At 54.0% G+C, this 26,144-nt stretch carries 22 protein-coding genes; 5 read left to right on the top strand and 17 right to left on the bottom strand.

Features of this window, described 5'->3' with window-relative positions:
- Positions 1 to 122 precede the first annotated feature (122 nt).
- The 3 genes from VFO10_RS16750 to VFO10_RS16740 all read right to left on the bottom strand — a co-directional run bounded on the left by VFO10_RS16750 (position 123) and on the right by VFO10_RS16740 (position 3,725).
- Positions 123 to 1,469, bottom strand: coding sequence for a hypothetical protein (locus VFO10_RS16750; RefSeq protein ID WP_325142205.1), 1,347 nt, complete (start codon positions 1,467 to 1,469; stop codon positions 123 to 125).
- A 128-nt stretch (positions 1,470 to 1,597) separates the two neighbouring features.
- Complete coding sequence (locus tag VFO10_RS16745) at positions 1,598 to 2,542, bottom strand: sterol desaturase family protein (RefSeq protein ID WP_325142203.1); 945 nt, start codon at positions 2,540 to 2,542, stop codon at positions 1,598 to 1,600.
- Complete coding sequence (locus VFO10_RS16740; protein ID WP_325142200.1) at positions 2,535 to 3,725, bottom strand: imelysin family protein; 1,191 nt, start codon at positions 3,723 to 3,725, stop codon at positions 2,535 to 2,537. The genes VFO10_RS16745 and VFO10_RS16740 overlap by 8 nt, the downstream gene beginning before the upstream one ends.
- A 283-nt stretch (positions 3,726 to 4,008) precedes the next feature.
- Here VFO10_RS16740 and gcvP point away from each other — a divergent pair, with 283 nt between their 5' ends.
- The 3 genes from gcvP (at position 4,009) to VFO10_RS16725 (ending at position 7,881) form a co-directional block, all read left to right on the top strand.
- Positions 4,009 to 6,879 carry an aminomethyl-transferring glycine dehydrogenase gene (gcvP, locus tag VFO10_RS16735; protein ID WP_325142198.1) on the top strand — a complete coding sequence of 957 codons (2,871 nt, stop codon included), beginning with the start codon at positions 4,009 to 4,011 and terminating at the stop codon, positions 6,877 to 6,879.
- Positions 6,880 to 7,080: 201 nt separating this feature from the next.
- Positions 7,081 to 7,392: a hypothetical protein gene (locus tag VFO10_RS16730; protein ID WP_325142196.1), complete on the top strand. Its 312-nt coding sequence runs from the start codon at positions 7,081 to 7,083 to the stop codon at positions 7,390 to 7,392.
- 138 nt (positions 7,393 to 7,530) lie between these two features.
- The gene (locus tag VFO10_RS16725; protein WP_325142193.1) at positions 7,531 to 7,881 is read left to right on the top strand and encodes a hypothetical protein; all 351 of its coding nucleotides are present in this window, start codon (positions 7,531 to 7,533) and stop codon (positions 7,879 to 7,881) included.
- A gap of 11 nt (positions 7,882 to 7,892) precedes the next feature.
- Here VFO10_RS16725 and VFO10_RS16720 read toward each other — a convergent pair whose 3' ends face one another.
- The 8 genes from VFO10_RS16720 to VFO10_RS16685 form a co-directional block, all read right to left on the bottom strand.
- On the bottom strand, positions 7,893 to 8,468 hold the full coding sequence (locus tag VFO10_RS16720) for an NAD(P)H-dependent oxidoreductase (protein WP_325142192.1): 576 nt from the start codon (positions 8,466 to 8,468) through the stop codon (positions 7,893 to 7,895).
- A 224-nt stretch (positions 8,469 to 8,692) separates the two neighbouring features.
- Positions 8,693 to 9,595 carry an RNase adapter RapZ gene (gene rapZ, locus VFO10_RS16715; protein ID WP_325142190.1) on the bottom strand — a complete coding sequence of 301 codons (903 nt, stop codon included), beginning with the start codon at positions 9,593 to 9,595 and terminating at the stop codon, positions 8,693 to 8,695.
- A gap of 15 nt (positions 9,596 to 9,610) precedes the next feature.
- Entirely contained in the window at positions 9,611 to 11,074 is a 1,464-nt protein-coding gene (gene rpoN / locus VFO10_RS16710; RefSeq protein WP_325142188.1) for an RNA polymerase factor sigma-54, read from the bottom strand.
- 40 nt (positions 11,075 to 11,114) lie between these two features.
- A complete protein-coding gene (lptB, locus tag VFO10_RS16705; RefSeq protein WP_325142187.1) occupies positions 11,115 to 11,849 on the bottom strand; it encodes an LPS export ABC transporter ATP-binding protein in 735 nt (244 codons plus the stop codon).
- Positions 11,846 to 12,568: an LptA/OstA family protein gene (locus VFO10_RS16700; protein WP_325142185.1), complete on the bottom strand. Its 723-nt coding sequence runs from the start codon at positions 12,566 to 12,568 to the stop codon at positions 11,846 to 11,848. The genes lptB and VFO10_RS16700 overlap by 4 nt, the downstream gene beginning before the upstream one ends.
- A complete protein-coding gene (gene lptC / locus VFO10_RS16695) occupies positions 12,546 to 13,133 on the bottom strand; it encodes an LPS export ABC transporter periplasmic protein LptC (protein ID WP_325142183.1) in 588 nt (195 codons plus the stop codon). The genes VFO10_RS16700 and lptC overlap by 23 nt, the downstream gene beginning before the upstream one ends.
- 95 nt (positions 13,134 to 13,228) lie before the next feature.
- Positions 13,229 to 14,194 (bottom strand): KpsF/GutQ family sugar-phosphate isomerase, encoded by a 966-nt coding sequence (locus VFO10_RS16690; protein WP_325142182.1) that lies wholly within the window; start codon positions 14,192 to 14,194, stop codon positions 13,229 to 13,231.
- Complete coding sequence (locus tag VFO10_RS16685) at positions 14,191 to 15,810, bottom strand: CTP synthase (RefSeq protein WP_325142180.1); 1,620 nt, start codon at positions 15,808 to 15,810, stop codon at positions 14,191 to 14,193. Before VFO10_RS16685 ends, VFO10_RS16690 begins: the two co-directional genes overlap by 4 nt.
- A gap of 249 nt (positions 15,811 to 16,059) precedes the next feature.
- Between VFO10_RS16685 and VFO10_RS16680 the strand changes: the two genes are divergently transcribed.
- On the top strand, positions 16,060 to 17,241 hold the full coding sequence (locus VFO10_RS16680) for a hypothetical protein (protein ID WP_325142178.1): 1,182 nt from the start codon (positions 16,060 to 16,062) through the stop codon (positions 17,239 to 17,241).
- Between the two features lie 11 nt (positions 17,242 to 17,252).
- Positions 17,253 to 18,326, top strand: a complete 1,074-nt coding sequence (locus VFO10_RS16675) for a hypothetical protein (RefSeq protein ID WP_325142176.1) — start codon at positions 17,253 to 17,255, stop codon at positions 18,324 to 18,326.
- On the opposite strand, the gene VFO10_RS16670 is transcribed toward VFO10_RS16675, so the two are convergent.
- The 6 genes from VFO10_RS16670 to gyrA are packed head-to-tail and all read right to left on the bottom strand — an operon-like array spanning position 18,303 to position 26,132.
- A complete protein-coding gene (locus VFO10_RS16670; protein ID WP_325142173.1) occupies positions 18,303 to 19,445 on the bottom strand; it encodes an FAD-dependent oxidoreductase in 1,143 nt (380 codons plus the stop codon). The two genes, VFO10_RS16675 and VFO10_RS16670, sit on opposite strands and share 24 nt — an antisense overlap.
- Positions 19,435 to 20,463 (bottom strand): serine hydrolase, encoded by a 1,029-nt coding sequence (locus VFO10_RS16665; protein WP_325142171.1) that lies wholly within the window; start codon positions 20,461 to 20,463, stop codon positions 19,435 to 19,437. The genes VFO10_RS16670 and VFO10_RS16665 overlap by 11 nt, the downstream gene beginning before the upstream one ends.
- Positions 20,450 to 21,937, bottom strand: coding sequence for an Asp-tRNA(Asn)/Glu-tRNA(Gln) amidotransferase subunit GatB (gatB, locus tag VFO10_RS16660; RefSeq protein WP_325142170.1), 1,488 nt, complete (start codon positions 21,935 to 21,937; stop codon positions 20,450 to 20,452). Before gatB ends, VFO10_RS16665 begins: the two co-directional genes overlap by 14 nt.
- Positions 21,891 to 23,378: an Asp-tRNA(Asn)/Glu-tRNA(Gln) amidotransferase subunit GatA gene (gatA, locus tag VFO10_RS16655; RefSeq protein WP_325142168.1), complete on the bottom strand. Its 1,488-nt coding sequence runs from the start codon at positions 23,376 to 23,378 to the stop codon at positions 21,891 to 21,893. The genes gatB and gatA overlap by 47 nt, the downstream gene beginning before the upstream one ends.
- A gap of 19 nt (positions 23,379 to 23,397) precedes the next feature.
- Positions 23,398 to 23,691, bottom strand: coding sequence for an aspartyl/glutamyl-tRNA amidotransferase subunit C (locus VFO10_RS16650; RefSeq protein ID WP_325142166.1), 294 nt, complete (start codon positions 23,689 to 23,691; stop codon positions 23,398 to 23,400).
- A complete protein-coding gene (gyrA, locus tag VFO10_RS16645) occupies positions 23,691 to 26,132 on the bottom strand; it encodes a DNA gyrase subunit A (protein ID WP_325142162.1) in 2,442 nt (813 codons plus the stop codon). The genes VFO10_RS16650 and gyrA overlap by 1 nt, the downstream gene beginning before the upstream one ends.
- Between the last annotated feature and the right edge of the window lie 12 nt (positions 26,133 to 26,144).

Genomic DNA, 26,144 nt, shown 5'->3' with positions numbered 1-26,144 from the left:
TCCGAGAAATTCCCGGGCGTAAGCTCAAATTTTTGAGAAACGTTTGCATGGCTCACCATTGGTCCGAAGAGGGGACAGTTAAACTATGGCACAATCCAATGGGAAGTCAACCCCGGGTTATTTCATGGGACGGCGCTCGTTCCAGCGCCGGGGGATGGGGAAGTTTCCGCTTTCAAGGCTTCCAAATCAGGAACCGTCAAAGAGCTGAGTCGACCCTCAAGATCAGTGTAGCGTGCATCCGAAGGTTTGCTGGTCACTCCAGTTGCGCGAAGGCCGCTGCCATCAAAATATAGGGGATTGGCAAGGAGGCGATATTCCGAACGATCATTGCCGCAGATGACCGCCGTGGGTGTCCGCGCGCAGAAACTGGAGAGCCCATCCAAAACCTGCTTATCCGCTACGGTCGTGTTCGTCGTGCATATGTTTGCCGGTAAATTGAAAAGACCACCTATCACGTTACAGTCCCAACTCGGGCTGCTTGCGCGTACGAAGTCGAGGGTGTAGCGCTTCAGGATGGAATTGATGTCAAAGCTGGAAAAATAGCTGGACGATGCTCTGAAAGATTCCACAGGAAAGGCCGCGACGTTCAGGGCAGCGTAATTGGCCGCGGTATCGGCCGCGAAAGTGAATGCATAGCCCATCTCGGTCCTGGTGTTCAAAGGTGCAATCGTGCCTTTGTCTTCTGCCATCTCTGGTCGCCAACCTACCGCGGATCCTGTCAGGACCCCGGACGTATCGCGCAGGACGTCCATCTGCCAGCGGGCTGGCAGGAGTTCATCCGACGTTCGGTTGTTATCAAAGATCTTCACGGACATCGAAGCGGACTCATCCGATTCGTCGAGCAAGGCCTGCATGGAACCGCCTGCAGTGGAATTGGAAGCCACACTGGAATAATAGCTCAGCTCAACCCTTGAGCTCGTATCCGAAACTTTGGTGACCTGAAACACAAGACCCGGAACGTGGAGTTTGGTCGTCTTGTTCTTCCAGTAGATCTCGAAGGTGTAATCATAGTCGGACCCAGCGGCATTTTTATAATACTTCACATGACTGGGAGCGGGATCAACGGCCAGGCTTCCCGGCGTCACGGTGAAGACGATTGGATTTTCATCGATGTAACCCACAATCACACCAAGGCGCTTGCTGCAGTCGGGCAGGTCGTTGCTGATTTCAATGTCAAGACACTCGGGCTGTCCGAAGAGTTCATTCATCACGGTCTGGATGCTGCCGCTCCAGTCTTCGACCATTCCCATCATGCTGTGGGGGACGAGAACATGCTTCATGACACTGCCTCCATAGCTCCAGACGGGCGAACCCGAAGACGCAGACAGGGAGCTGGGCATATCCATAAAAAGATCGCGGAAGTAGGGCACGACATAGCGAACGTTCACTTCAGGTTCTTCCTTGGGTGCAGCGCATGCAGGCAGCAGCATGAACAATAAAAGATTTCGCGCTTTCGGCCTGAGTTCCATGTGCGATCCTCCCCGGGTCACCTCAGGAAGATCGGAACACCTGGGAAGAATGTGATATCCGCTGGCATTTTCTTTTAAAGATTACCGAGGAATAAGATTTTTTCCGGGGAAATATCAGCGGTTAGCCGCTATCGTGGATCAGCTTTCCTGAGCTCGCGAAAGGGCTGCACATAAAGGGTGATCACACTCTGCCGTTCGTTGGACAGTGGGGAATGTTCGAGTCCGAAGCGAACAGGCTCGCTGACCCTGCGCGGATGAAAATGCGTTTTGAAGAGATGATCCCAAATCGCGAGGCATACACCAAAATTCTTATCATAGTGCTCCACGGCCACGCTGTGATGGATCTGGTGCGCGGCGGGACTGAGAAATATTTTCTCCAATGGACCAAAGTGAATCCAGACCTGGGAATGGCGGAGATTGGAGCCGGCGAGATTGAAGAGAAAACCGAGCGCCTCGGCCCCGATGATATCCCAGCCCGATACGGCCGATCCAAAGAGGAAATAGAATATGCCTGTGACAAAACCATAGGTGATGGCATTGCGCACACGGGCCCAAAGAATATCGACCGGATGCGTGCGCATCAGGGTCAATGGCGTCATGACCAGAGCGCTGTGATGCACCTGATGAAAGACCCAAAGCCAGCGCCAGCGATGCTGGAGATAGTGAAAGTAAAAGCGGGCAAAGTCATCGGCCAGGAAAATGACCACACTGTAAAGGGCCGTGACCCAGAAGGGGGACCAGCCGAGGTCGGGTTTGCCGCCGGCAATCTTGGTTAGGAGGAGGGAAACAACGGCTGCAATGCCCACCGTTGTGACGAAAGATGTCGGGAACACCAGGACACGGAAAAGGTTATTGATCAGGATGAGTTTCATATCCGCGAGCGAGGAGCGGTGAAACCAGATCTTCGGCGAAAAGAGGATGCGCAGATGTTCGCTGCGCCGCGATCCCGACAGCACAACGATAAGGAGCAGGGAAGCCAGAAGACTTCCCCAGAAAAAGCGCTTGCTCGGGTCGAAAAACATCAGACCCGGTTCCAGCAAATGCTCCAGTATCATGTCCGGTTTTTCAGTCATTATCACCCGAACTCTGCGCGGGAGTGGACAGTTTCAGGATGGAGACGAACTCGGTCTTCAGCTCATCGGTGATGGCCTTGATATCCTGATAAAGCGCGCAGATCTCGGATTTGCGGTCCTCGGCCGTGGTCGCTGCACAGGCAGCCTGGTCCAGATTCGCAAGGAAGCCCGAGAGGCTATTTTGTGCCGCCAGGGCTTCCGCGCTTTGGCTGGCTTGATCAAGGTCGGCCTTCAAGCGATCGGCGAGGTCGTCGCCCCCTGCGGCTTTCAGATAGTCATCAAAGCCGGCATCGAAAGCCGCCTGAAAGCCAAGGATATTGCGGTGCACGGCGGTGAGGCTTTCCTTGGAAAACGCGTGTTCGACCAGATCGGGACAGACACCCGTGCGGCACGCATCATTCAGACCAAGGGGTGCGCCTAACTTTTTGTCTTTGACTGTGGCATCCAGATAGAAAAGGCTGTCCGATATCACATTGATGCGGGATTGCAGTTCACTGTCGGAGCCTTCCGCTATCAATTGGAAATGATAGCCCTGCGTCCCATCATTCCACTTCTTTTGCAGGCTTTCCGCCTGGGTGACAAGGTCACTGGCAAGCAGTTTAAGATAGGCGCAGCGAAGGTCCTGGCGCGTGGCCTCGGGTTTTTCATTCCAACCCTGGGTTTCCGTCACGGTGTCCTTGCAGGCATGAAGACTGTCGTTATCGAAGAGGAGATACTCCATGGCGCTGAGGCCCTTGGTGCTGTCGTTGCTGGAAAGCGCAGGGCTTGCGGCCGTGGATGCCAGCTGCCGATCCACCGCGCAGGCGTTGACGACAGGCCAGGTGTAGATATCATAACGCAGCGTGCCTTCTTCATCGGTCAAAGGACCGAATTGCCAGGCTTCCACTTCCTGCCAGAGGGCCATGGATTTTTTCCATTCCGCCTGAACCGGAGTGACAGCAGAGGCCCAGTTCGCGCCTCCTGCCAGGTTTGTGCAGAAAGCATCGGTCGCTTGCTTCATGGCTTTGCTTTGATCGGTGAAGCCTTCATAACGCGGCGCGATCACCGTACTGCTGATTTCCTTCAAAAGACCGAGGCGATCGAAGACAGGAAGATCCACAGTTCCAGAATTTTTACTGCTTTTTTCACCGCATCCACCTGTCGCGAGGGGAAGGGCCAGAAGAACGAGTAGTTTTTTTTGCATCGCATCCTACCATTTGACGCTGCATGGGGCAGCTTTCTGTAGAACTAAATGATTTTGATTATCATTTCCATCGGAATTTTGTGGGTTAAACTTGAGAGTTGTCCTGGCGTTTTGTTCACGAGCGTACAAAACCTAAAATATTAGTATTCTCTCCAATATTCCAGCAAGTTACAGCCGCGTGTGTCAGCATACTAAGTCACGGAGATCATTTGCGTTTTCTCTCTTCTTTAGCTAGATTAGCGGGCGTTCATGACAACTCACGACACAAAGGTGGACCATTTCCATGTCTCACGTCTGGGAAAAAGCAAATGATGTTCAGCAGTTTTCCGGTCGGCACATCGGCCCTTCGGAAACCGATGTCCAAGCTATGCTGCAAGAGCTCGGTTATGCCAGTCTTGACGAGTTAACCCGCACCGCTTTGCCCAAAGCCATCCAGGACACGGCGCTTTTGGATCTGCCGGCTGCTTTGCAGGAACATGAGGCGCTCGCGGAATTGAAGCGCATCATGAGCCAAAATAAATTGAATCGTTCCTATATCGGCCTTGGATATTACGACACTGTCACGCCATCCGTTGTGCTGCGTAACATTATCGAAAACCCGGCCTGGTACACACAGTATACGCCTTATCAGGCGGAAATCGCTCAGGGCCGCATGGAAGCACTGATCAATTTCCAAACCATGGTCTCTGACCTGACCGGTCTGCCTTTCTCGAACGCATCGCTTTTGGATGAAGGCACGGCCGCTGCGGAAGCGATGGCCATGAGTCGCGATCTGGCGGGCGAAGGCCTGGGTGATGTGTACTACATCGCGAATAGCTGTCTGCCGCAGACCATTGAAGTCGTGCGCACCCGCGCCCTGGCTCTGGGGCTGAAGGTTTCCGTAGTCGATCCTCAGAAGGTGAACTTCGGCAGCGACGCCTTTGGTCTTCTGCTTCAGTATCCTGCCGCTGATGGTCGCGTCGAGGATTATCGAAATTTGATTTCGCAGGCCAAAAACAAGGGTCTGATCGTGACCCTCGCCACCGATCTTCTGGCCCTTTGCGTACTGACCTCGCCTGGTGAACTGGGTGCGGACATTGCCGTGGGCAACTCGCAGCGCTTCGGTGTGCCGCTGGGATACGGCGGACCTCACGCTGGTTTCTTTGCAACCAAGGATGAATTCAAGCGCCGCATGCCTGGCCGCATCATTGGTGTGTCGAAGGATTCGAATGGCAATAACGGCTATCGTCTTTCGCTGCAAACCCGTGAGCAGCATATTCGCCGGGATAAGGCGACGAGTAACATCTGTACGGCGCAGGTGCTCCTCGCGATCATGGCTTCGATGTATGCCGTCTATCATGGCCCGAAAGGTCTGAAGCGGATTGCGGAGCGCACGCATGCTTTGACTCAGTTGCTGGGTACGGGTTTGAAGAAACTGGGCTATGCTCTGAAGTCTGAGAATTACTTTGATACGCTGGCAGTGAAGCTGGATAAGCCGCAGGCTGATAAACTGATGCAGGCGGCGCTGGCCAAAGGTATCAACTTCGGTCGTTTGGATGACAGTCTTCTGATCGCCCTCGATGAAAAAGCGGATGCGCATCAGGTGAGCGAGCTTCTTTCGATCTTTGCTGATGGCAAGTCGATTCCTGTCTTGAAGGATCTGGCTGCGTCGGCTGCGGATGCGATTCCCGCTGCATTGGTGCGGACTTCGGCTTATCTGCAGCATCCGATCTTCAACAGCTATCATTCCGAATCGGAAATGATGCGCTATATCCGTAAGCTGGAGTCGCGCGACCTTTCGCTGACCCGTTCGATGATTCCCCTGGGATCGTGTACGATGAAGCTGAACGCCGCTTCCGAGCTTCTGCCTATCACATGGCCGGAAGTGAATAGCCTGCATCCCTTTGTGCCTTTGGATCAGGCCAAGGGTTATAAGCAGCTCTTTGAGCAGCTGGAAAACTACCTTGCTGTTTGTACCGGATTCGATGCGATTTCACTGCAGCCCAACTCGGGCGCGCAGGGTGAGTATGCGGGTCTGCTCGTGATCAATGCCTTCCACGAGTCGCAGGGTCAAGGCCATCGCAAGGTCTGTTTGATTCCAAGTTCCGCGCACGGCACCAACCCTGCCTCGGCTGTCATGGCTGGCATGCAGGTCGTGGTGGTGAAGTGTGACAATGATGGAAACATTGATCTGGCGGATCTGAAGAGCAAGGCCATTGAGCATAAGAATGACCTTGCAGCGCTGATGATCACCTATCCTTCGACCCACGGTGTGTTCGAAGAGGAGATCGTTCAGATCTGTAACATCATTCATGAGAATGGTGGCCAGGTTTATATGGACGGCGCGAACCTGAATGCCCAGATCGGCCTTTGCCGTCCGGGGAAATACGGTCCGGATGTCTGTCACCTGAACCTGCACAAGACCTTCTGTATCCCGCACGGCGGCGGCGGACCAGGCGTTGGTCCTATCGGTGTGAAAAAGCACCTGGCTCCCTTCCTGCCGAATCACCCTGTGGTGAAAATGGGCGGCGACAAGGGCGTGGGTCCGATCGCAGCGGCTCCCTGGGGCAGTGCCAGCATTCTGCCGATCTCGTGGATGTATATCCGCATGATGGGTCCGGATGGGCTGAAGAAGGCGACACAGGTTGCGATTTTGAACGCGAACTATATTGCGAAGAAGCTGGATAGCTCCTTCCCCGTGGTTTATCGGGCGAAGAACGGTCTTGTTGCGCATGAATGTATCGTCGATCTGAAGGAAGTGAAGAAAACGGCTGACGTGAGCGTTGATGATATTGCCAAGCGTTTGATTGACTACGGTTATCATGCGCCGACCGTGTCGTGGCCGGTTCCCAACACCATGATGATCGAGCCGACCGAGTCTGAGTCGAAAGCGGAATTGGATAAGTTCTGCGAGACGATGATCAGCATTCGGAATGAGATCCGTGAAGTGGAGCAGGGCAAGGTGCCGAAGGATAATAACGTCCTGAGGCATGCACCGCATACAGCAGCTGTGATTACCGGCGGCTGGGATCGTCCTTACAGCCGTGAGCAGGCTGCGTTCCCGAAAGGCTGGGTGAAGGATAACAAGTTCTGGCCTTACGTCGGGCGTGTGGATAACGCTTACGGGGATAGGAATTTGGTTTGTACCTGTCCGGATATCTCGACTTATAGCTAAGTCTTTGGACTGAAGAAGCGGGGGCTTTCCTGGGGAAGGCTCCCGCTTTGCTTTTGGGGCGAATAGGGTTTTGACAGGCGTAGGGGTTTCGGCTGATGTTCCAAGTTAAAGAGCAGGTTATATAGGGAAAAATGTAGGTATGGACCCTGCAGTAGAATGCGAAGCCCTCGTTGGGCTGTCTTTATCTGCTGTGGAGTTGTCATGCGTTGCCGCCGAGTTCTGAAGACTCTGGGTCCTGTCATTGTTTTGCTTCCTTCGACTCTTGCCTGTGATAAGTCGTCCAAGAAAAATTCCATTGAGCCTTCCATGTATTTCCTCGTCTCCGGTACGAGCTGCAGGCAGTCTCCTAATATGTTCAGTAGCCGAATGGCCGGGGAGTCTGAATTCAAGGATGCTCAGATCGGTTATTGTCCCAAGATCCTGGCCAGTGCGCGGTCAGTTGCCGGGCGCTGTATCGTGGGCGCTGTGCCGCCTTTTGATAGTTTGGAATCGGCAGAACCTGTCGGGCACTAATATACTTCACAGCCGCTATAGTGAAACAAGTAAGATGACCGAGATTGTGCTGGATGCTCATGTTCAGCCGGGTGTTTATGAAGTTGTCACTTTGCAGCAGGACTTTAACGTCCTTTTCTATAGCCGCAGCAGCGGGCTTTGCTATTCAAAGTCGAGAATGCGGGACAGGTCGATACAGTCAAATCCACCATCAGTGCTGTGAATCTGCAATCCACGACTGTCAAACGTGGTGATAAACTGGTGGGCAGCCTCAGCGCTTCTGATGATTTGGGCGGGCTGCCCCAGGCCATCAGTATGGTCAGCATCAGCGGACTGGTATCGCAAGCGCAGAATAGTTACCCGAAAATTGAAGGGGATATTTGGACCTTTGAAGTCGATACAATAAAGTTTCTGCCTGGAAAATATGTCCTGGATGCTATCAGTATCATTGATAAATCTGGGAACGAAGAGAATAAGAGTGTAAAGCTTGAGTTCTTTGTAACGCCCTGAAGAATTTAACCTCAATATGCCCTCGAGCCTTTCTTCCGAATGGCTTCGAGGATACTTTTGCGCTTGGCATCTGTTGTATTTTTAATGCTCCCAATGCGACTGACCCTGACAGGCTTAAAACCGCAGAATCTGAAGATCATTCTCTTCGGAACGGTAATCGGCGAATCCCAATAAGCGAGAATATTATAGAAGGCCGGGGCATCCGAGGTGACGATCATATGCGCACTGCGGCCTGCAAGCAGGCGGTCCCAGAAGGGGTCGTTCTGGTGGTATTTGAAGGCCCATCCCGGAAGAAAGCAGCGGTCGAAAAAGCCCTTGAACAGAGCCGGCATCTGCCCCCACCAGATGGGGTAAACAACCACAAGATGCTCGCACCAGCTGATCCATTCCTGGGCTTTTATGAGGTCGGGTTCAAGGGTCTGAATCTGCCGATAACCATGAGCCAGATTGGAATCAAAGCTGAGCTCGCCGACATGCAGCAGGCGACATTCGTGACCAGCCGACTGCGCGCCTTCCTGATAGGAGCGGGCGAGACTTCCGCAGAAGCTGTTTGTATCAGGGTGGCCCTGGAGGATCATGATACGCATAGTGACCTCATGGTTTACTGTATGATCTCTTTCAGAGCATATTCTTCGTCGCGAGAGCCGTTTAACTCGCCGTTAACTTTCCTTATGAAGGCAATCCTTTGAAAGAAAGAAAACTGACTTTTACTCAATTAACTTAACTCTGGAGGTAGGTATCTGAATGACTGCGATAGCGACCCCGGCACGGGGGAGCTTACAAACAAACTTGGGGTGCGGAGCACCCCTGCTCACATTCCAACGTCAATATCGCGATGATTCACACTGATGGCAATTTGGGGAATGCAAAGATTGGCAAGGTCGACGGCGAGGCGTTCGGCGAGGGACACGCTGCGGTGTTTGCCGCCGGTGCAGCCGATGCCGATGCGGAAGTAGTGCTTCCCTTCCTTATAGTATTCAGGAAGCAGGAACTGATGCAGGTCGACGAGCTTATTCAGGAAGACCTGGGCATTGGGATCTTCGAAGACGTAATTGGAGACAGCCGATTCCAGGCCGGTCCGGTTTTTGAGCTGCGGGTCGAAGAAGGGATTCCGCAGAAACCGCACGTCGAAGATGGTGTCGGCTGGTTTGAGGAGACCATTTTTAAAGCCGAAGGACGTGATATTCACATGCAGCTGACGTCCGACGAGCCGCCCGGAATAACGCTCCTCGACTTTACGCGCGAGGAAATGAACACTCCAGGTCGTCGTATCGAAGGACACATCCGCCATGCGCTCGATACCCTGAAGGGCATGCGCCTCGCGTTTGATGGCCGCGATCAATTGTCCGCCGCTGTCCAGCATCGGATGCTTGCGCCGCGTTGTGCTATAACGTTCCGCCAGCTGATCCGGGGCACAGGTTAAAAAGAGTACATCCAGCTTGATCCGCTGCTTCAGACGGGCCTGCATATCGGCAAAACCCGCGATAAAATCCTTATCCCGCGCATCCATACCCAGGGCATAACGCCGAGGCGTCCACTTGCTCTGCAGCAAGTGATCGACCGCGCTATCCACCATGGCAAAAGGGAGATTATCAATACAGAAAAAGGAGAGATCTTCCAGGGCCTTGATCGCTGTGGATTTACCAGCCCCGGAGAGGCCGGTGACAATCACCAGAAGAGGTGGATCGTGAATGTCGGCCATCGACGTCGTCATAATCTTGCCCAACTGCTAGTAGTACTTTTTCCGCTTGCTGCTCGGCAAAATCCCCAGTTGTTCCCGATACTTGGCAACTGTTCGACGCGCCAACTGAATGCCGCGTTCTTCCAGAATTTCGACGATCCTTTGATCCGCGAGCGGATGACGAGGGTCCTCTTTACCAATGATATCAGAGATGATCTTTTTCACGGAAGCACTTGCAAGACTGTCACCGCTGGACATGGAGACAGAACTGTTGAAGAAGTACTTCAGCTCGAAAATACCCTGGGGGGTATGCACATATTTATTGCTGGTCACCCGGCTGATCGTGGATTCATGCATACCGATATCATCGGCAATATCACGCAGAACCATCGGCTTCAGATATTCCACGCCGCGCTCGAAAAAGTCCTTCTGCCGTTCGACGAGCTTCTCCGTCACCCGCAGAATGGTCTTTTGCCTCTGCTGAATGGATTTAATCAGCCATTGCGCTGATTTCAACTTGTCGTTGAGATAATCCTTATTCTGACCGCCGACCTTGCCAGCCATCTTCTCGTACATCTTCGAGACTTTGAGATGCGGCAGGCCCTCATCATTCAGAGTCACAATCCACTCGCCAGCCACCTTGAAGACGTAAACGTCAGGCACCACATACTGGGCGTCAAGGCCCCCGAACTGACGACCCGGAATGGGTTCCAGCTCGGCAATGATCTGAACGTTTTCGATCACTGTCTCGAGGGGCAGCTTCATGGCCTTGGCTATGGCCTGGAAGTTGCGTGTCTCGAGTTCGACGAGATGGTTCTCAATAATCTTTTCCACAACGCCGTTTTTTAGGCGACCGGCGCGCAGCTGGAGGTTAAGGCATTCTTTCAGATCGCGCGCCCCAACGCCATTCGGGTCGAGATGCTGCACGACATCCAGCATGTCCTCGATCAGATCCAGCGAAATGCCGTCTTTTTCCGCGATTTCCTCGATGGAAGCCTGCAGATAACCACGGTCGTCAATGTTCCCGATCACAAGGCCGGCTGCGCTCTTTTCCTCATCATTCAGATCCATTTCACCGATCTGAGACATAAGGTAATCCTGCAGCGTTCCCGCGCGGGACAGGTTTTCATGACTGGGGAATTCATCGTCGCCATCACGCTTCGAAGAGCTGGTCGGCGCATTGTTGAAATCCTGCATGCGATTGAACGTCTCCCAGTCCATATCAGCGGGCTGGGATTCACCACTCACATTGTCCACAATGCTGGCGGCTTCGCTCATGCGTTCATTAACAACCTGATCTTCCGTGCGTTCGCGTTCCCGTTCGACGGAGATGCGTTCCTCCATCGATTCGGTGACACCCTCTTCAAGCACTGGATTTTCTGCCAACTGCTGGGTGACGAACTCTTCCAACTCCAAACGCGACAGCTGGAGCAACTTGATCGCCTGCTGAAGCTGAGGCGTCATCAGAAGTTGCTGACTGAGTTTGAGGGACTGTTTTAAATCCAATGCCATATCGTATACACCTGACTCATGTGACTGAGGCGCGAGGCCCTCACATTCGGAAATTCTCCCCAAGATATACACTACGGACCTTGGGGTCAGCAGCAATCGCCTGAGGCTTGCCATGAGCAATTATTTGCCCACTGGTGAGAATGTAGGCCCGATCACAGCTCCCTAGCGTCTCGCGAACGTTATGGTCGGTAATCAGGACCCCTAATCCATCCTCGTCCCTTAGCTTTTCGATTATTTTTTGAATTTCTTGAACGGTAACTGGGTCAATACCTGCAAAAGGTTCATCCAAAAGCAGGAATTTCGGCTTAATTATCAAGGCCCTGGCAATTTCCACGCGACGGCGTTCGCCGCCAGAAAGTGCCGCGCCAAGCGACTTCGCGATGTGGGTGATCTGGAACTTGTTCAGCAATTGCTCGATCGAATCCTTACGTTCATGCGAAGGAATACCCACGACTTCCATGATGGCGCGAAGATTTTCTTCCACCGTCAATTTCCGGAAAATCGACATATTCTGGGGCAGATAGCTGATCCCACGACGGGCCCGAACGTGCATCGGCAGGTCGGTGATGTCTTCCCTATTCAGCAGAATCTGGCCTTCATTCGGAAAAAGAAGCCCCACCACCATATAAAAACTGGTGGTCTTGCCAGCGCCGTTGGGCCCAAGAAGCCCTACGACTTCGCCCTCCGAAACATTGAAACTGACTGATTTGACGACTTCCCGCGCACGAAAGAATTTTCTTATTTCCCGTGCTTCCAGAATCTGCTTTTCGCTCATTTGCCCGCTTTCTCCGGTTGCACCACTCCCTGCGCGCGATCGACCTTGATCATGCCTGAGACAATTTCATAAACAATGCGATCGCCTTTGATCAGATGTCCATCCTTCCAGAGCCGGGCATTGCCATCCAATGTGACTTTCTGAGCGTTGTTATCAAAAATCGCCTTATCACTTTTCGCTGTAATCCGTTCCGCCGGGTCCTTCGACAAACGGGTAAGGTTGACTTTGCCATTCACCTCGACCGTTTGCACGGTATTATTATTTTCCTTTTTGCCATCCGGCGAAAAAAGCACACGAGCCTCGTCAGACTGAAGACGAATATCGTCCTGGGATATGACCACATTTTTTTGCAGGTGGACGACCGAGCCATTGCGGGAGTAGGTGGAGGTTCCATCACTCTGCAGATGAATCGGCGCATCGCGACGGGCCTTGACCGATTTTTTGTCCTTCGGTTTTTCCGGAGCCTTGCTGCCAGGCTTGGCTTCAGGCGTGATGGGACGTGGCAGCTCTTCGGGCTCGGGAATCATATCAGGCGTCGGCGTTGCGGTTGGAGTCGGCTTTGGAACAGGTTTCGGCGTGGGCGTCTTCTGATCCTTTTTGGGTTCGAGCTGATTGATATCGTCGATGATATCCGCGCGCAGGCCGGGTGCAAGGCTCGCTGACAAAAGACTCAGAAGGAGTACGCTCGCGATGTTCCTACTGCAGTTTTTCAGTGCCACGCATGGTTCCTTCCAGAGGTCCGTAAACTTTGAGATCACCCGTTTTGTTATTGAACTCGAAACCTTTGTCACCCTTCAACTCCACTTGGGGGCCCTGAATGCGAACAGGCAGATCAGACGTAAGACGTCCTTCCTCGTTCAAATACTTCGCGTAGTCCGTATAAAGAATGATGTCGTCATATCCAAAGCGAACCTGGTCCTGGATCTCGGTCTTCACAATACGGCTGTTTTTCACCAGATCCACCACGCCTTTCGCGGCGAAATGAACTGTAGCAGACTCCGCAGCAAAAAATTCCTTCTTTTTCGCCTTATGATTGAAGCCCTGGATGGAGCCGAACATCTCCAGGCTGTCGGGATCGACAAAGTTCGCAAGGCGGCCACTGACCGTGGATACAGTTTTATGCTGCTCGTATTTGTAGATCGTGAAATCCTCAAGGCTGATGCGCGGCACCTTGTCCTTGCTGCCCACTCTTTCCGGTTTGGCCTGCCTATCTCTTTGGACGAAGACAAAGATAGCAGCAGCCAATATGGCAACGAATAACGCTACTATGATGTTTTTGCCCATCGCTTATCCCTTGAAACCGATTCAAGCCCTTTAAAGCCCAGCGCGGGCTTTGGGGTAGTCTAGCACAAGGTGATCCAAGCTCCAAAACAGGGCGATCAGACGATTTTGGCAGCCAGCAGGTCGTGCATGCGAATCAGGCCGAGCACTTTATGTTGGTCGTTGACCACGAAGAGGGATGTGATGCGGAAATCTTCCATCGCGCGAACCGCATCAAGGGCAAGTCTTTCCGGGCTGATGGTCTTGGGCTTCTGCGTCATGAGGGAGCGTGCATTCATGCTGAAGACCTTTTCACGGGCATTCTGCAGAGCACGCCTGAGGTCGCCATCGGTGATAGCGCCAATCAATTCGTGGTGGGGGTCGAAGACAGCGGCAATTCCATAGTTTTGGGCCGTGATCACGGTCAAAACCTTATCGAAGGAGTCGTCGGGTGTCAGAGGGGCGAGGTCGGTTCGCATGTGATCCTGAACGAGCGAAAGCTGTCGGCCGAGGCTCCCGTCCGGATGAAAACGGGCAAAGTCCTTTTCCGCAAACCCACGGGCATGCATGAGCGCGATCGCCAGCGCGTCTCCCAAAGCCATGGCCACCGTGGTCGAGCTGGTCGGAGCCAGATTCAAAGGGCAGGCCTCGCGGCTCACAGAGCCATCAAGAACCACATCGGAGATCTTGGCCAGGGATGAGCCCATTTTGCCGGTCAGGGCAATCACAGGAATGCGGCGTCTTTGCGCGAACCTGGCCACTTCCAAAGTCTCGCGCGTTTCCCCGCCAAAGGCGATGACCAGGAGCACATCAGCCGGCTGCAGCATGCCGAGGTCCCCATGCAGGGCTTCGGAAGGATGCAGAAAAAATGCGGCCGTGCCTGTGGAGGCGAGGGTCGCGGCGATCTTGCGACCGACGTGACCGGATTTTCCCAGGCCAGACACCACGACCTTGCCCTGCGAATCGCGCATGAAAGCGACCGCTTTCGCAAAGTTTTCATCCAGCCGATCGGCGGCGGCCAGCAAAGCTTCGCTTTCATCTCTTAAGGCGACGCGACCGTGCTGGATTAAGGACTCTGGACTCATGCGTGACTCTCACGATTCTTCAGGGACGCCGTGACAAAATTCTTGAACAACGGATGGGGATGCATCGGTTTCGACTTCAATTCCGGGTGGAACTGACAGGCGACATACCAGGGATGATCCTCAAGCTCGATCATTTCCACAAGGCGGCCATCAGGGGAAAGACCGGAAAAGTGCATGCCATGCGCAGCGAAAGCATCGCGGAAATCGTTATTGAATTCATAACGGTGGCGATGACGTTCGGAAATGCTGGACGTTTCATAGGCAGCCGCCGCGCGACTGCCCGATTCCAGCTGGCAAGGATAAGCGCCGAGACGCATGGTGCCGCCCAAATCGGTGACCGACTTCTGATCTTCCATGAGGTGGATGATCTGGTTTGCGCTCTTGGGATTGAATTCCTGACTGTCGGCATCGGCGAGCTTCAAAACATTGCGCGCGAATTCAATGGCGGCCAGCTGCATCCCGAGGCAGATGCCGAGGAAGGGGATCTTGTTCTTCCTCAAATATTCGATGGCCGCGATCTTGCCTTCAATGCCGCGGTTGCCGAAACCACCGGGAATGATGACTCCATCCAGGTCGCGCAGTTTTTCCGCGACGTTGCTGGAATTAAGGGTGGCCGCATCGAAGTAGGTGACCTCGACTTTGGTGTGATTGGAGATGCCGGCGTGAATCAGCGACTCGCTGATGGATTTATAGGAGTCGACGACTTCCACATATTTACCGACGATGCCGATATTCACGACAGCGCGCGGCTTATCCAAAGCTTCTTCAATACGATGCCATTCACCAAGGTCTGGATTACGGGTCCAGATGTTGAGGGCATCGACAATGATCTGATCAAGGCCCTGGCTGTGCAGATAGAGAGGCACCTTGTAGATGCTGTCGAGGTCGCAGGAGTCGATTACGCGCTCAGGCTTGACGTTACAGAAAAGACCGATTTTTTCGCGCAGGTCCTGCGGCACGGGACGGTCCGCGCGGCACACAAGAATATGCGGTTGGATACCGATCTGTCTCAATTCCTTGACCGAATGCTGCGTGGGCTTTGTTTTGAGTTCATGCGCAGCTCCGATGTAAGGAACCAGGGTCAGGTGGATATAGAGTACATTTTCTTCGCCGAGATCATAGCGAATCTGCCGAATGGCTTCGAGAAACGGCAGGCTTTCGATATCGCCCACAGTTCCACCGATCTCGACGATGCCCACGTCAGCGCCCTCGGCCGAGGCGTAGATGTTCTCTTTGATCTGGTCGGTGACGTGCGGGATGACCTGCACCGTGCCGCCAAGGTAGTCACCGCGCCGTTCCTTGGAAAGAACCCGGTCGTAGACCTGACCTGTCGAAAAACTGTTGAGGCGGGTGAGACTCGCGCTCGTGAAACGCTCGTAGTGGCCGATATCGAGGTCTGTTTCTGCACCGTCGTCGGTCACGAAGACTTCACCATGCTGAAAAGGACTCATGGTCCCGGGATCGACGTTCAGATAAGGGTCCACCTTGGTCATGCTCACGCGCAGACCGCGATTTTCCAAAAGGGCCCCTATACTGGCGGCGACAATGCCTTTACCCAAGGAGGAAACCACACCTCCCGTCACGAAAATGTACTTCGTCCGATGACGTTTTCTCATCTTTTTTCTCGTAAATAGGAGTGTTTTCGGATTGTTACACCTTGAGATTCTGAATTGCTTTGTAGACGGGAGCTTATGCTACCTCCCCGCATAAGGATGGTCAAGGTGCTTTCCTTTGGCGACAGGACTGGGGTTCACGGCAGGGGGCTACTAAGGTCATTTCGATGTTGCTAAAATGAGAGTGTCGTCTCTCACGTTTGCTTTCCATTGAGCGTGCCTGTGTTGAGAACCATCCTCATAGTGCTATTTTTGTCCAATCTTTCAGCGGCCTGTAAGATGCTGCCGCATTCCATTCGGAGTGAGCTGAAAAGCCAGGAGGTCTTCGGCCTGCTGGATGATAGCTCGATTCGTTTCGCCAGAAGTCCCTCGGGGACGAGCGGGGATCTCTCGTTCACTCTGAAAGGAACCCATAGCTGCCGCGTGGAATACTGGGCCGAAGATCCCAACGGTCGGCCGGCACCCACAGCGCCCATGACACTCAACTGTCCCAATGATGGTCAAACCACAGCCATCAAGCTGACCGCGGATGGGCTGGTTGCAGGCATCCCCTTGACCTTTCGCATCACGGTCTGGCCGAAAACTTTGAATGCACTCAGCGGCTTTCCGCTGGAATTCCGTGAAGGGGTGCAAAATCTGGATAAAGTCCAGGCGGGCTTTCTCGTGATCGCCCGTTATGTGGCGCCGCGGCAAAGCAATGAGATCTATAGCTACCAGCTGGCGAAGACCGCTACGCTTTCCGAGGTGAAGGCGAAGATGAGCGCGACCTATGATCAGGACGAGGCGACTCAATGCAGTGAAACAGCGCCGCCATCGGATCCTCCCTTTCCACGCCTGTCTTCGGCCGAGGATGCCCAAAAGCGTCCTTTGCATGGCCTGAGTGAAGTCTCGACCGATGGCTTTGGTCGCGCGATGGCGACACAGCATCCCTTTTTCTCGACGCGTCTTGTTCAGTTCTATGAAGGGATTGAACGACAGCAGAATTGGGTCTGGAAATTCAAATGGGAAGGCGCGCCCGCGAGCTTTGAAAGCTTTCCTCCCGGTTATATTGCCAATCTCAGCACGATTGATGCAGAGAACAAAACAGTCGTTTTAAGAAACCGGGCCCTGAGCAACGTGATCCCGTCGGTGGATGTCGGAGCGAAATCGTTCCGCCTGACTCCGAGCATCCTTTATCCCACCGAAATCAGTCGCTACGAACTTGTCATAAAAACTGCGGATGCGAGCCGCACAGTTCTGCGCTGTCAGTATACAATAGATCAGGAAACACTCGTGATCCCGGATGACCATTATCAAAAGCTGGCGGCAGGGGAGTACCTGGCGACATTCGTTTTTGAAACCAACCAGATTCATTTTAAAGATGGGGCTGCCTATCCTCCCTGGTTGATTACGGCTCAGGATTGGATTCATTTCAAAATCAACAAGAAGATGTGAGGTCAACAACTGTGATCAGGACGATTCGATGGATCATCTTCCTTTTGTCCGTAAGCGCCACACCGGGCTTTGCCGCCAAGGTCATCAAGATCGATGCTGCTAAAAAAGTCATCACGATTGATGAGGGGACGGATACCCAGTTTCTGAAAAAGTCCAAGGTCTGCTTCTATGATGCGAACAATGTGAAGGTAGGCTGCAGTTTCATTCGGACGGCCAAGCCCAAGATCTCCTTTATTAAAATTAAAGGCGACAAGCTCTTCGCGAAAATTCAGATGGGAATGATGGCCAAGGTGGAAGCGGGGCCTCCGGCACCTGGCACGCCTGGAATTACTGCAGATCCTGCTGCGGCCGCTCCGGCTACACCCAGCGATACACCGAAGAGCTATGTGACAGGCCTCGTGCTTCTGCCTTTGGTGGGACCGATCAGCTATCAGAACCTGATCTATGAAACGCCGGTCGGACGCCAGGTGGATAGCATGTGGTCGGCGGATTCGGCGGTGAAAAGTCTGGGCTTTGGTCTGGAGCTGGGCCTCGGCATCAGTTCGTTTCAGCTGACAGCCGGTCTGCGCACGCGGATGTTCCTGCCGAAGAAAATTTCGTCGGACTATAATGACGAGAACAGTGACAATACTTTTGAACAGTATATGGACACGACGGCCACGGGTACGGGCTTTGGTGCGTGGCTCGACTTTTATTGGCTGATTGTGGATTTTGGAGTTGTCGATTTCCGTCTGGGGAATGGTCTTGAGTTTGATAGCTCGACCGTGAATTTCGAGGCGACCCAGCTGTCGGATTTGAATGGCGATTCCAAGGTGATGTATTCCGGCAAGTCGTCTTTGACCGCTCTTTCCTTGCGCCTTCTGCCCACACTTGATTTTATCTTTGGTCCGATTGATTTCACTTTGGGCGCGGTCATCTATATTCCGGTCTCGCAATCTTCGAAGTTCAGCCTCGGAACGTCCGAAGATCCTTTTGTGCAGTTCCTGAATCCGGAAAAAACCGTGGAAGAGGATCTGAAAACCTCTCTGAAGCATGAAGCAAAACCGGGCGCGGATCTTCTTTTAAGTGCCGGCTTTGTGTTCTGATCGGCTGAGGGGGCAGTGCCGTGGAGGACTGCCTGGAGCACGACGGCCGCTTCGAAAAAAGCGGCTGACATGAAAAGCTTCCCCAAATTCACTCAGGGGTTCTCCCTGAAGTTCACAGAGCAGCTGCTCGGCGCAGAGGTCGGCCAGCTGCAGGCCGTTCTTATAAAAACCTGTTAAAACTGAGAGTTTGGGCTGTTCAGGCCAAAGGCCGAGCGCAGGCATTCTGTCGGCAAAGCGAAGCCGCGTGCCCCAATTGGATTCAACGACATCGGAGGATGGGCGGGGAAAGCCGAAGGCAGCTGCTCCCTGATCCAAAAGCTGATCGCGGTCCAGGGCGATATCATGCGGGTGATGGGGATCGGGCTTCCACGAACTGGAGCCGAGTATTTTCCGATCAGAAAGAACGGCAAGGCTGAGTGTGGCCTTGACCAGAATACGGGGCGTGGCTTCAGGCTGGTGTTTCCACACAAGACTCTGGCCCGCGACCTGAAAGGATTTTGGGACTTCGAGTTTTAACGCTTTTAAGAGTTCCATGCTGCCCGCGCCGGCGGCTATGATGGTGTGATCATAACGATCGAGCAGAGTTTTCAGTTCGGTGACATCGGAGTCGATGAATGTGGCGCCTTTGAGTTCGCAGGCTTTTTCCAGGGAATTCATGGTGGCATCGACATCGAACCAGGCGTCATCAGGATAGTGGACGTAGCCTTCCGGTGTTCTGAAATCAGAGAGCCAGTCTTTGGCGGGACGATTCTGCGGCCGATAGCAGCCCCAGAAATTGCCGCGATAGACGCGCTGAAATGTTTTCTGGAAATCATCAGCAGACCAGTAGGGCTCATCCACACCAGTCCAGGTACGTGGGATGGCAAGGCCACTGGCTTTTTCCACAGAGCTGAGCCAATCTTCGAGCTTTTTTAAACTTTGAAGCTTGGCACGAAACAAAGGCGAGTCGGCGAAGATCAGGCCTTTATTGCAGACGATGCCCTGGGCGCAGCGACTGGCGTTGTCAGGACCGCGGGCGGCACCGAAAAGTGTAGGCTGATATCCCGCCTGGACCATGCGAAAACCGAGCGTGAGTCCCGCCAGGCCGCGGCCTATGATGGCGATTGTTTCATGGGCCAAGGCTTGCATCCAGAAGTTGAAAGACCTTCCTGCGAATATCGGTGATGCGTGGCGACACGCGGCCACTGATCACGCGATTGCTGAGGAAGATGCCATATTTTTTGCTGGACCATTCCAGCCAGAATGCGGTTCCGGTGAAACCAAGGTGGCCCATGCTGTTGCCGTTTGCAAAAAGGGCCGCGCTGACGCCGTTGCCGCGGCGGAATCCGAGCAGGCCTTCCCTTTGCGTGTCGCGGCGGACCTTGTCATTGGCTTCGAAATACTGAACGCCCATCGAATCGCGCAGCAGAGCTTTCAGATACTGACTGACAGAGGGCCCACTTCCGAAAAGGCCTGCATGACCGGAGATACCGCCGAAAGCTGCGCAGTTCTCATCATGGACTTCGCCGCGCAGTTCGCGCTCACGGATTTTGCAGAAGCCGGTTGGGATATAGGATTCCTTGGGAAGGTTCAGATCAGGGGCGTAACCGAAAGGCTCTGATACTGCTTCTGAAAGCCAGGGTTTCAGGCTTTTTTTGGCCTTTTTTTCGAGCAGATAACCGAGCAGGATATAGCCGACGTCGGAATAGAGATCTTTTTTTTCAGACCCAAAAGGGATTCGATTCAAGACCTTTTCCATGAGACCCAAGGCATCGGCACGGGTTGGCTTCTGCCTTTCATCCAGATGACGCATCCAAAAGTTCCACCAGGCAGGCAGACCCGAGACATGACCTAAAACCTCGTCCGTGGTCAGCTGAAGAAGAGACGCGGGCAGGCTGATGTCTCGGGGTGCCCACGCTGCAAGTGGAGCCTTCACGTCGAGATTTTCAGCCTTGAGCGTGATATGGACAAGAGGCCCTGTGACCAGGGCTTTGGTGAGGCTTGCAAGGTCGAAGATTCGAGCGTCGGGGCCCGTAAAATACTGTAAAGCCGGTTGAGCCTGATCGAGCTTACCGGATTCGACATAAGCCGCCGTGAAATAACCCTGCTGACGTTCCGCCTGCAGGAGGTTCTTCAACTCCAGCTCAGGACTTGCCATGCAAGGCTTCCTTCAGACATTCGTTCAGAAGGTTCGGGTTGAAGCGTCCGGCCGAGATCTTCATAACCTGACCCACCAGAAATCCGTAAACCTTTTGCTTGCCCGAGAGATACTGCGCGACCTGCTCGGGATGCGCGGCGATCACCTGATCCACAACGGCTTTGATGGCCGCGCTGTCGCTGATCTGCACAAGGCCCTTGGCTTCGATAATGCTGTCCGGATCGGAGCCGCTCGCCGCCATGTCCTCGAAAACGGCCTTGGCGATTTTGCCGGAAATGGTGCCTTCACCCAATAATTTCAAGAGCCTCGCAAAGCGTTCACTGGACACGAAGGGTTTATCAAAATGCCACTGGCGGGCGTTGAATTCCCGCAGATATTCACTAAGCATCCAGTTGGCCACGATTTTCGGAGCCACGGCGCCATCGACTTTCTGCACGACATCTTCAAAGAAGGCGGCCAGTTCCTTTTCCTCGGTCAACTGGCGGGCATCGGCTTCGGGAATGCTGAAAGTGTCCTGAAAGCGCTGGACCTTTTGCTCGGGCAGCTCAAGGATATTGGCGCGCACGTTCTGAACGCGGGCCTCATTGATAAGGAGAGCGCCGAGATCCGGATCAGGGAAATAGCGGTAATCCGGTGAATCCTCCTTGCTTCGCATGACGAGGGTGCGGCCGATGGCAGCATCAAACTGCAGTGTTACCTGTTTGACCTTGTCGCCGCTTTCCAGAACATCCGCCTGGCGCAGGATTTCATAGGTGATCGCCTTTTCCACGTTGCGAAAGGAGTTGAGGTTTTTAATCTCGGTGCGCGTCCCCAGGGTTTTCGAACCGACCGGGCGCAGGGAAACGTTGGCATCACAGCGGAAGGAGCCTTCTTCGAGGTTTCCGTCACTGATATCGAGATAGCGGGCGATCGCCCTCAATTTTTTCAAATAGTCGGCGGCTTCGGCCGGGCTTTTGATTTCCGGTGCGGAAACGATTTCAAGGAGAGGAATGCCGGCCCGATTAAGATCCACGTAGGAGGCGTTATCACCGTGAATATTTTTGCCGGCGTCCTCTTCCATGTGAATGCGCTGGATCGTGATCTTGCGGCCGTTGTCGAGCGTCAATGAACCGTTTTCGCAGTAGGGGAGATCGTATTGGGTCAGCTGATAACCCTTGGGCAGATCCGGATAGAAATACTGTTTGCGCGCAAAAACACTGCGCTCCCGAATGATGGCGCCGACGGCCAGAGCCATGCGGATGGCATATTCCACGGCTTCGTGGTTGAGGACGGGCAGTACACCCGGCAATCCAAGGCAGACGGGGCAGGTATTTTGGTTGGCCATGGCCCCGAAGTTGGTTTTACAGCCGCAGAAGAGTTTGCTCTCGGTCTTCAGCTGGCAGTGGACCTCAAGGCCAATGACCGGCTCGAAGCGGGAGAGGATGCTGTTAAATCCGTGGTCGGAACTTTTCTGTTCCGTTGATTTGCTGCTCATAGACCTGGGCGCTCCTTAGCAAAGTCTCTTCACCAAACGCCGGCGCCATCAGCTGCATCCCGATGGGCAAACCCTTGCGGCAAAGGCCGATCGGCTGGGAAAGCGCGGGTATTCCGGCGAGGTTGGCGGCAAGCGTATAGATGTCGCTGAGGTACATGGCCAGCGAATCCTGAGTTTTCTGTCCGAGTTCAAAGGCCGTGGTCGGGGAGGTCGGCGAGGCGATCAAATCGAAGCCCTGCTCAAAAACCCCCTGAATTTCCCGACGAATCATCTCGCGAATCCGATTGGCCTTGGCATAGTAGGCATCGTAGTAACCGGACGAGAGCACATAGGTGCCGAGCATAATGCGCTGCTTGACCTCACGACCGAAACCCTCGGAGCGGGACTGCGTATAGAGTTCACGCAGGCTGAGCCCTGGCTTCTGACTCCTGACGCCATAGCGAATGCCATCAAAACGCGCGAGGTTCGAGGAGGCCTCGGCTGTCGCGATGATATAATAAACCGGGATGCAGTGCAGAAGATGGGGGAGGGACACGGTTTCCACCGTCGCTCCCGCTGCGCGATACACATCGAGGGCCTGATCAAAATGCGTGCGAACGTCCTCGTCCAGGCCTTCGCTCATGAATTCCTTGATGATGGCAATCCTCTTGCCCTTCAAGGAAGACGTGGATGCGAGCGAGCCCTGAGGCGCAGCGATCCTGGCTGATGTGGAGTCCGCGGGATCATGACCGGCGATCACTTCATAGAGAAGCGCAGTATCCTGAACCGAGGTCGCAAAGGTTCCGATCTGGTCAAGCGAAGAACCATAGGCAATCAAACCGTAACGGCTCACGCGACCATACGTTGGTTTTAAACCGACAACCCCACAAAAGCTGGCTGGCTGCCGCACCGAGCCGCCGGTATCCGAACCGAGGGCGAGGGGCGTAAGGCGTGCCGCCACCGCAGCCGCCGATCCACCCGAAGATCCGCCTGCGACATGACGCCGATTCCAGGGATTGATCGTCGGACCGTAGCTGCTGTTTTCACAGGATGAACCCATCGCGAATTCATCCATATTGGTTCGACCGAAGAGCAGCGCCCCGGCCGCTTTGAGTTTTTGAATAACGGTCGCATCATAGGCGGCCCGATGATTGCGCAGAAGCTGTGAGCCGCAGCTGACCGTCTGCGAATCGACCATGATGTTGTCTTTGATGGCAATCGGCACGCCGGCGAGCGGCAGGGATTTTTGCGCGTAACGCGCGGCTTCGATGTAAGCGAGCTGCTTATCGACTTCATTCAGCACCGCTTCCTTATCCCACTCGATGTGAGTGTTGAGTTCGCGGTGCAGATTTTCCACACGCCGGGCATATGCGGCCGCCACATCATGGGCCTTCAGGCTGCCGGCGTTGACCTCCTGAGCCACTTGAGAAGCGGAAAGAGCCAAGGGTTCGAGTGCGCTCATAGGTGGCCTCTTCCGTCAATTACTCAATGATTCTAGGAACTTGAAAGGCCGTCCCAACGACCTTGGGAGCGGCCCTTAAAACTTTCTCCACGGCGTTTGAAGGCCGGGCAACATCCGGTCTTTCCGGTGTGACAGGTCCTACAAGGTCCGCCCGCCAATCGGCAGGCAGACTATCGGTGACACTGTCGAGCTGCTGCATGTAATCCAGGACGCGATCGAGCTGCTTTTGGTAGTAGGCGATTTCGTCTTCGCTCAGCTTGAGATAAGCAAGCGAAGCCACCTTTTCCACCGTTTGCCGATCAATCCGCGACACTAGATTTCTTCTCCTTCAAGCACCTGAATTTTTGCAAGACTGGTGACTTTTTCACCGGTTTCAACGTTCATCAAACGCACACCCTGGGTCAGACGACCGATGAGGCCGACTTCCGCCACGGTAAAGCGCATGACCTTGCCGGCGGATGTCATCACCATAAGGTGATCGTCATCAGCCACCTGCATGATACCCACCACAGGGCCGTTCCGTTCGGTGACCTTGATGGTGTAGATACCTTTGCCGGCGCGCGTTTGAACGCGATATTCCTCGATCGGAGTACGCTTTCCGTAGCCGTTTTCACAGACGGAAAGAATGGCATCCTTATTGTTCACCACTTCAAGGCCGATAACTTCATCGTTATCTTCCGAGAACTTGATCCCGGTCACGCCACGCGCGGAGCGGCCCATGGGGCGGGCTTCCTTCTCGTCAAAGCGGATGGCCTTGCCGAGTTTGGTGGCGATCAGGATGTGGTCCTCGCCCGAGGTGATTTTACAATCGACCAGGCGATCGCCTTCGTCCAAACCAAGACCAATGATACCAGTGGTCCGAAGGTTCGCGTAAGCCATGAGGTCAGTTTTTTTGATATAACCTTTGGCCGTAACAGAGATGATGTACTGGCCTTCCTTAAACTCCTTGACCGGCAGCACCGAAACCACCTTTTCGGTAGGATTCAGCTTGATCAGGTTGGCAAAGTGATTGCCGCGACCGGCCAGTGGGACTTCGGGAAGCCTGTAAACTTTCAGCTCGTAAACCCGGCCCTGATCCGTGAAACACATGATAGACTGATGGTTCGAGGTGATGAAAAGGTCCTTCACCACGTCGTCCGTCTTGGTCTTCATGCCCGAACGGCCTTTGCCGCCGCGTTTTTGAGCACGGATTTCCTCGAGCGGGGTTCGCTTCACGTAACCAGCCACTGTAATCGTGACCGCAACTTCCTCGTCGGCGACGAGGTTTTCCATCGTGAATTCATCGGCATCGCTGCTGACGATTTCCGTTTTGCGCTGATCACCGAACTGCTCGCGGGTTTCGTTCACCTCGGCTTTGATGATCGCCACAATCCGCGACGGAGTGGAAAGGATATCTTTCAAGTCCGCGATGATCGCCATGACTTCCGCATATTCGGCCAGAATCTTGTCGCGTTCCAGGCCGGTCAAGCGAGCAAGGCGCATATCGAGGATGGCCTTGGCCTGAATATCGGAGAGGCTGAAGCGCTGGACCAATCCCTGATGCGCGCTTTCAGTGTCGGGCGCGCTGCGGATCAGCTGGACGACTTCGTCCATGGATTCCACCGCAATCTTCAAACCTTCCAAAATATGAGCACGCTCTTCCGCCTTGCGCAGCTCAAAGGCCGTGCGGCGGATGGTGACTTCCTTCCGGTGCAGGTAGAACTGCTCCAGAACGTCCTTCAGGTTCACGATACGCGGCGTACCGTTGACCAAAGCCACCATGTTCACGCCGAAGCTCGACTGCAGCGGTGTGAGTTTGAAAAGGTTATTCAGAATGATCTCGCCCATCTCGCCTTTGCGGAGCTCGATGACGATACGCATGTCCTCCTGCGCGGATTCATCCCGCAGATCGGTAATGCCTTCGATCTTCTTTTCGTTGACCAGCTCGGCGATCTTCTCCACGAGCTTGGCCTTGTTCACCTGGTAGGGCAGTTCCGTCACGATAATGCGCTGCTTGCCCGAGTTGGGCATATCCTCGACGTGCGCGCGCGCCCGCATGCTGATGGCGCCACGACCGGTGAGATAGGCCTGCTGAATGCCGGCGCGACCATAGATCAAGCCGGCCGTTGGGAAGTCAGGGCCGCTGACATGCTCCATGAGTTCCATGATCGTGATATCGGGATTATCGATCAGGGCATCGAGGGCATTGAGTATTTCGGTCAGGTTATGCGGAGGAATGTTGGTGGCCATGCCGACCGCAATCCCGCTGGCTCCGTTGACCAGAAGACTTGGGAATTTGGCAGGCAGAACAAGGGGTTCCTCCTCCTTGTTGTCGTAGTTCGGACCGTAATCGACCGTATCCTTTTCGATGTCCTGCAAAAGGAGTTCGGTTAATTTTTGAAGGCGAACCTCGGTGTAACGCATGGCGGCAGCAGAGTCGCCGTCCACGGAACCGAAGTTGCCCTGACCATCGGCCAGGGGATAACGCATGGAAAAGTCCTGGGCCATGCGCACAAGGGCGTCATAGACCGCAGTATCACCATGCGGGTGGAAGCGACCGATCACGTCCCCGACGATACGCGCTGACTTCAGATAAGGTCGATTCTGAAAGTTCTTCAGCTGGTACATCGCATAGAGGATGCGTCGGTGCACAGGTTTCAAACCGTCTCGGATATCCGGCAGGGCCCGCGATACGATGACGCTCATCGAGTAGTCCAGGAATGAGGATTTCAGTTCTTCCTCAATGTGGACAGCCTGTATATTCTTGGTATCCATGCATCACCTAAA

It is taken from the genome of Oligoflexus sp., assembly GCF_035712445.1.
GTDB lineage: Bacteria > Bdellovibrionota_B > Oligoflexia > Oligoflexales > Oligoflexaceae > Oligoflexus.
Note: the sequence above shows the minus strand (reverse complement) of the source record. Positions and strands in the feature narration are given on the sequence as shown.

What these genes read in the sequence shown, in the direction of transcription:
- lptC (WP_325142183.1), bottom strand. Translation starts at nt 13,133, where the DNA reads ATGGGCAAAAACATCATAGTAGCGTTATTCGTTGCCATATTGGCTGCT.
- lptB (WP_325142187.1), bottom strand. Translation starts at nt 11,849, where the DNA reads ATGAGCGAAAAGCAGATTCTGGAAGCACGGGAAATAAGAAAATTCTTT.
- VFO10_RS16740 (WP_325142200.1), bottom strand. Translation starts at nt 3,725, where the DNA reads ATGCAAAAAAAACTACTCGTTCTTCTGGCCCTTCCCCTCGCGACAGGT.
- VFO10_RS16685 (WP_325142180.1), bottom strand. Translation starts at nt 15,810, where the DNA reads ATGAGAAAACGTCATCGGACGAAGTACATTTTCGTGACGGGAGGTGTG.
- VFO10_RS16750 (WP_325142205.1), bottom strand. Translation starts at nt 1,469, where the DNA reads ATGGAACTCAGGCCGAAAGCGCGAAATCTTTTATTGTTCATGCTGCTG.
- rapZ (WP_325142190.1), bottom strand. Translation starts at nt 9,595, where the DNA reads ATGACGACGTCGATGGCCGACATTCACGATCCACCTCTTCTGGTGATT.
- gatB (WP_325142170.1), bottom strand. Translation starts at nt 21,937, where the DNA reads ATGAGCAGCAAATCAACGGAACAGAAAAGTTCCGACCACGGATTTAAC.
- VFO10_RS16720 (WP_325142192.1), bottom strand. Translation starts at nt 8,468, where the DNA reads ATGCGTATCATGATCCTCCAGGGCCACCCTGATACAAACAGCTTCTGC.
- VFO10_RS16690 (WP_325142182.1), bottom strand. Translation starts at nt 14,194, where the DNA reads ATGAGTCCAGAGTCCTTAATCCAGCACGGTCGCGTCGCCTTAAGAGAT.
- gcvP (WP_325142198.1), top strand. Translation starts at nt 4,009, where the DNA reads ATGTCTCACGTCTGGGAAAAAGCAAATGATGTTCAGCAGTTTTCCGGT.
- VFO10_RS16665 (WP_325142171.1), bottom strand. Translation starts at nt 20,463, where the DNA reads ATGGCAAGTCCTGAGCTGGAGTTGAAGAACCTCCTGCAGGCGGAACGT.
- gyrA (WP_325142162.1), bottom strand. Translation starts at nt 26,132, where the DNA reads ATGGATACCAAGAATATACAGGCTGTCCACATTGAGGAAGAACTGAAA.
- VFO10_RS16745 (WP_325142203.1), bottom strand. Translation starts at nt 2,542, where the DNA reads ATGACTGAAAAACCGGACATGATACTGGAGCATTTGCTGGAACCGGGT.
- gatA (WP_325142168.1), bottom strand. Translation starts at nt 23,378, where the DNA reads ATGAGCGCACTCGAACCCTTGGCTCTTTCCGCTTCTCAAGTGGCTCAG.
- VFO10_RS16730 (WP_325142196.1), top strand. Translation starts at nt 7,081, where the DNA reads ATGCGTTGCCGCCGAGTTCTGAAGACTCTGGGTCCTGTCATTGTTTTG.
- rpoN (WP_325142188.1), bottom strand. Translation starts at nt 11,074, where the DNA reads ATGGCATTGGATTTAAAACAGTCCCTCAAACTCAGTCAGCAACTTCTG.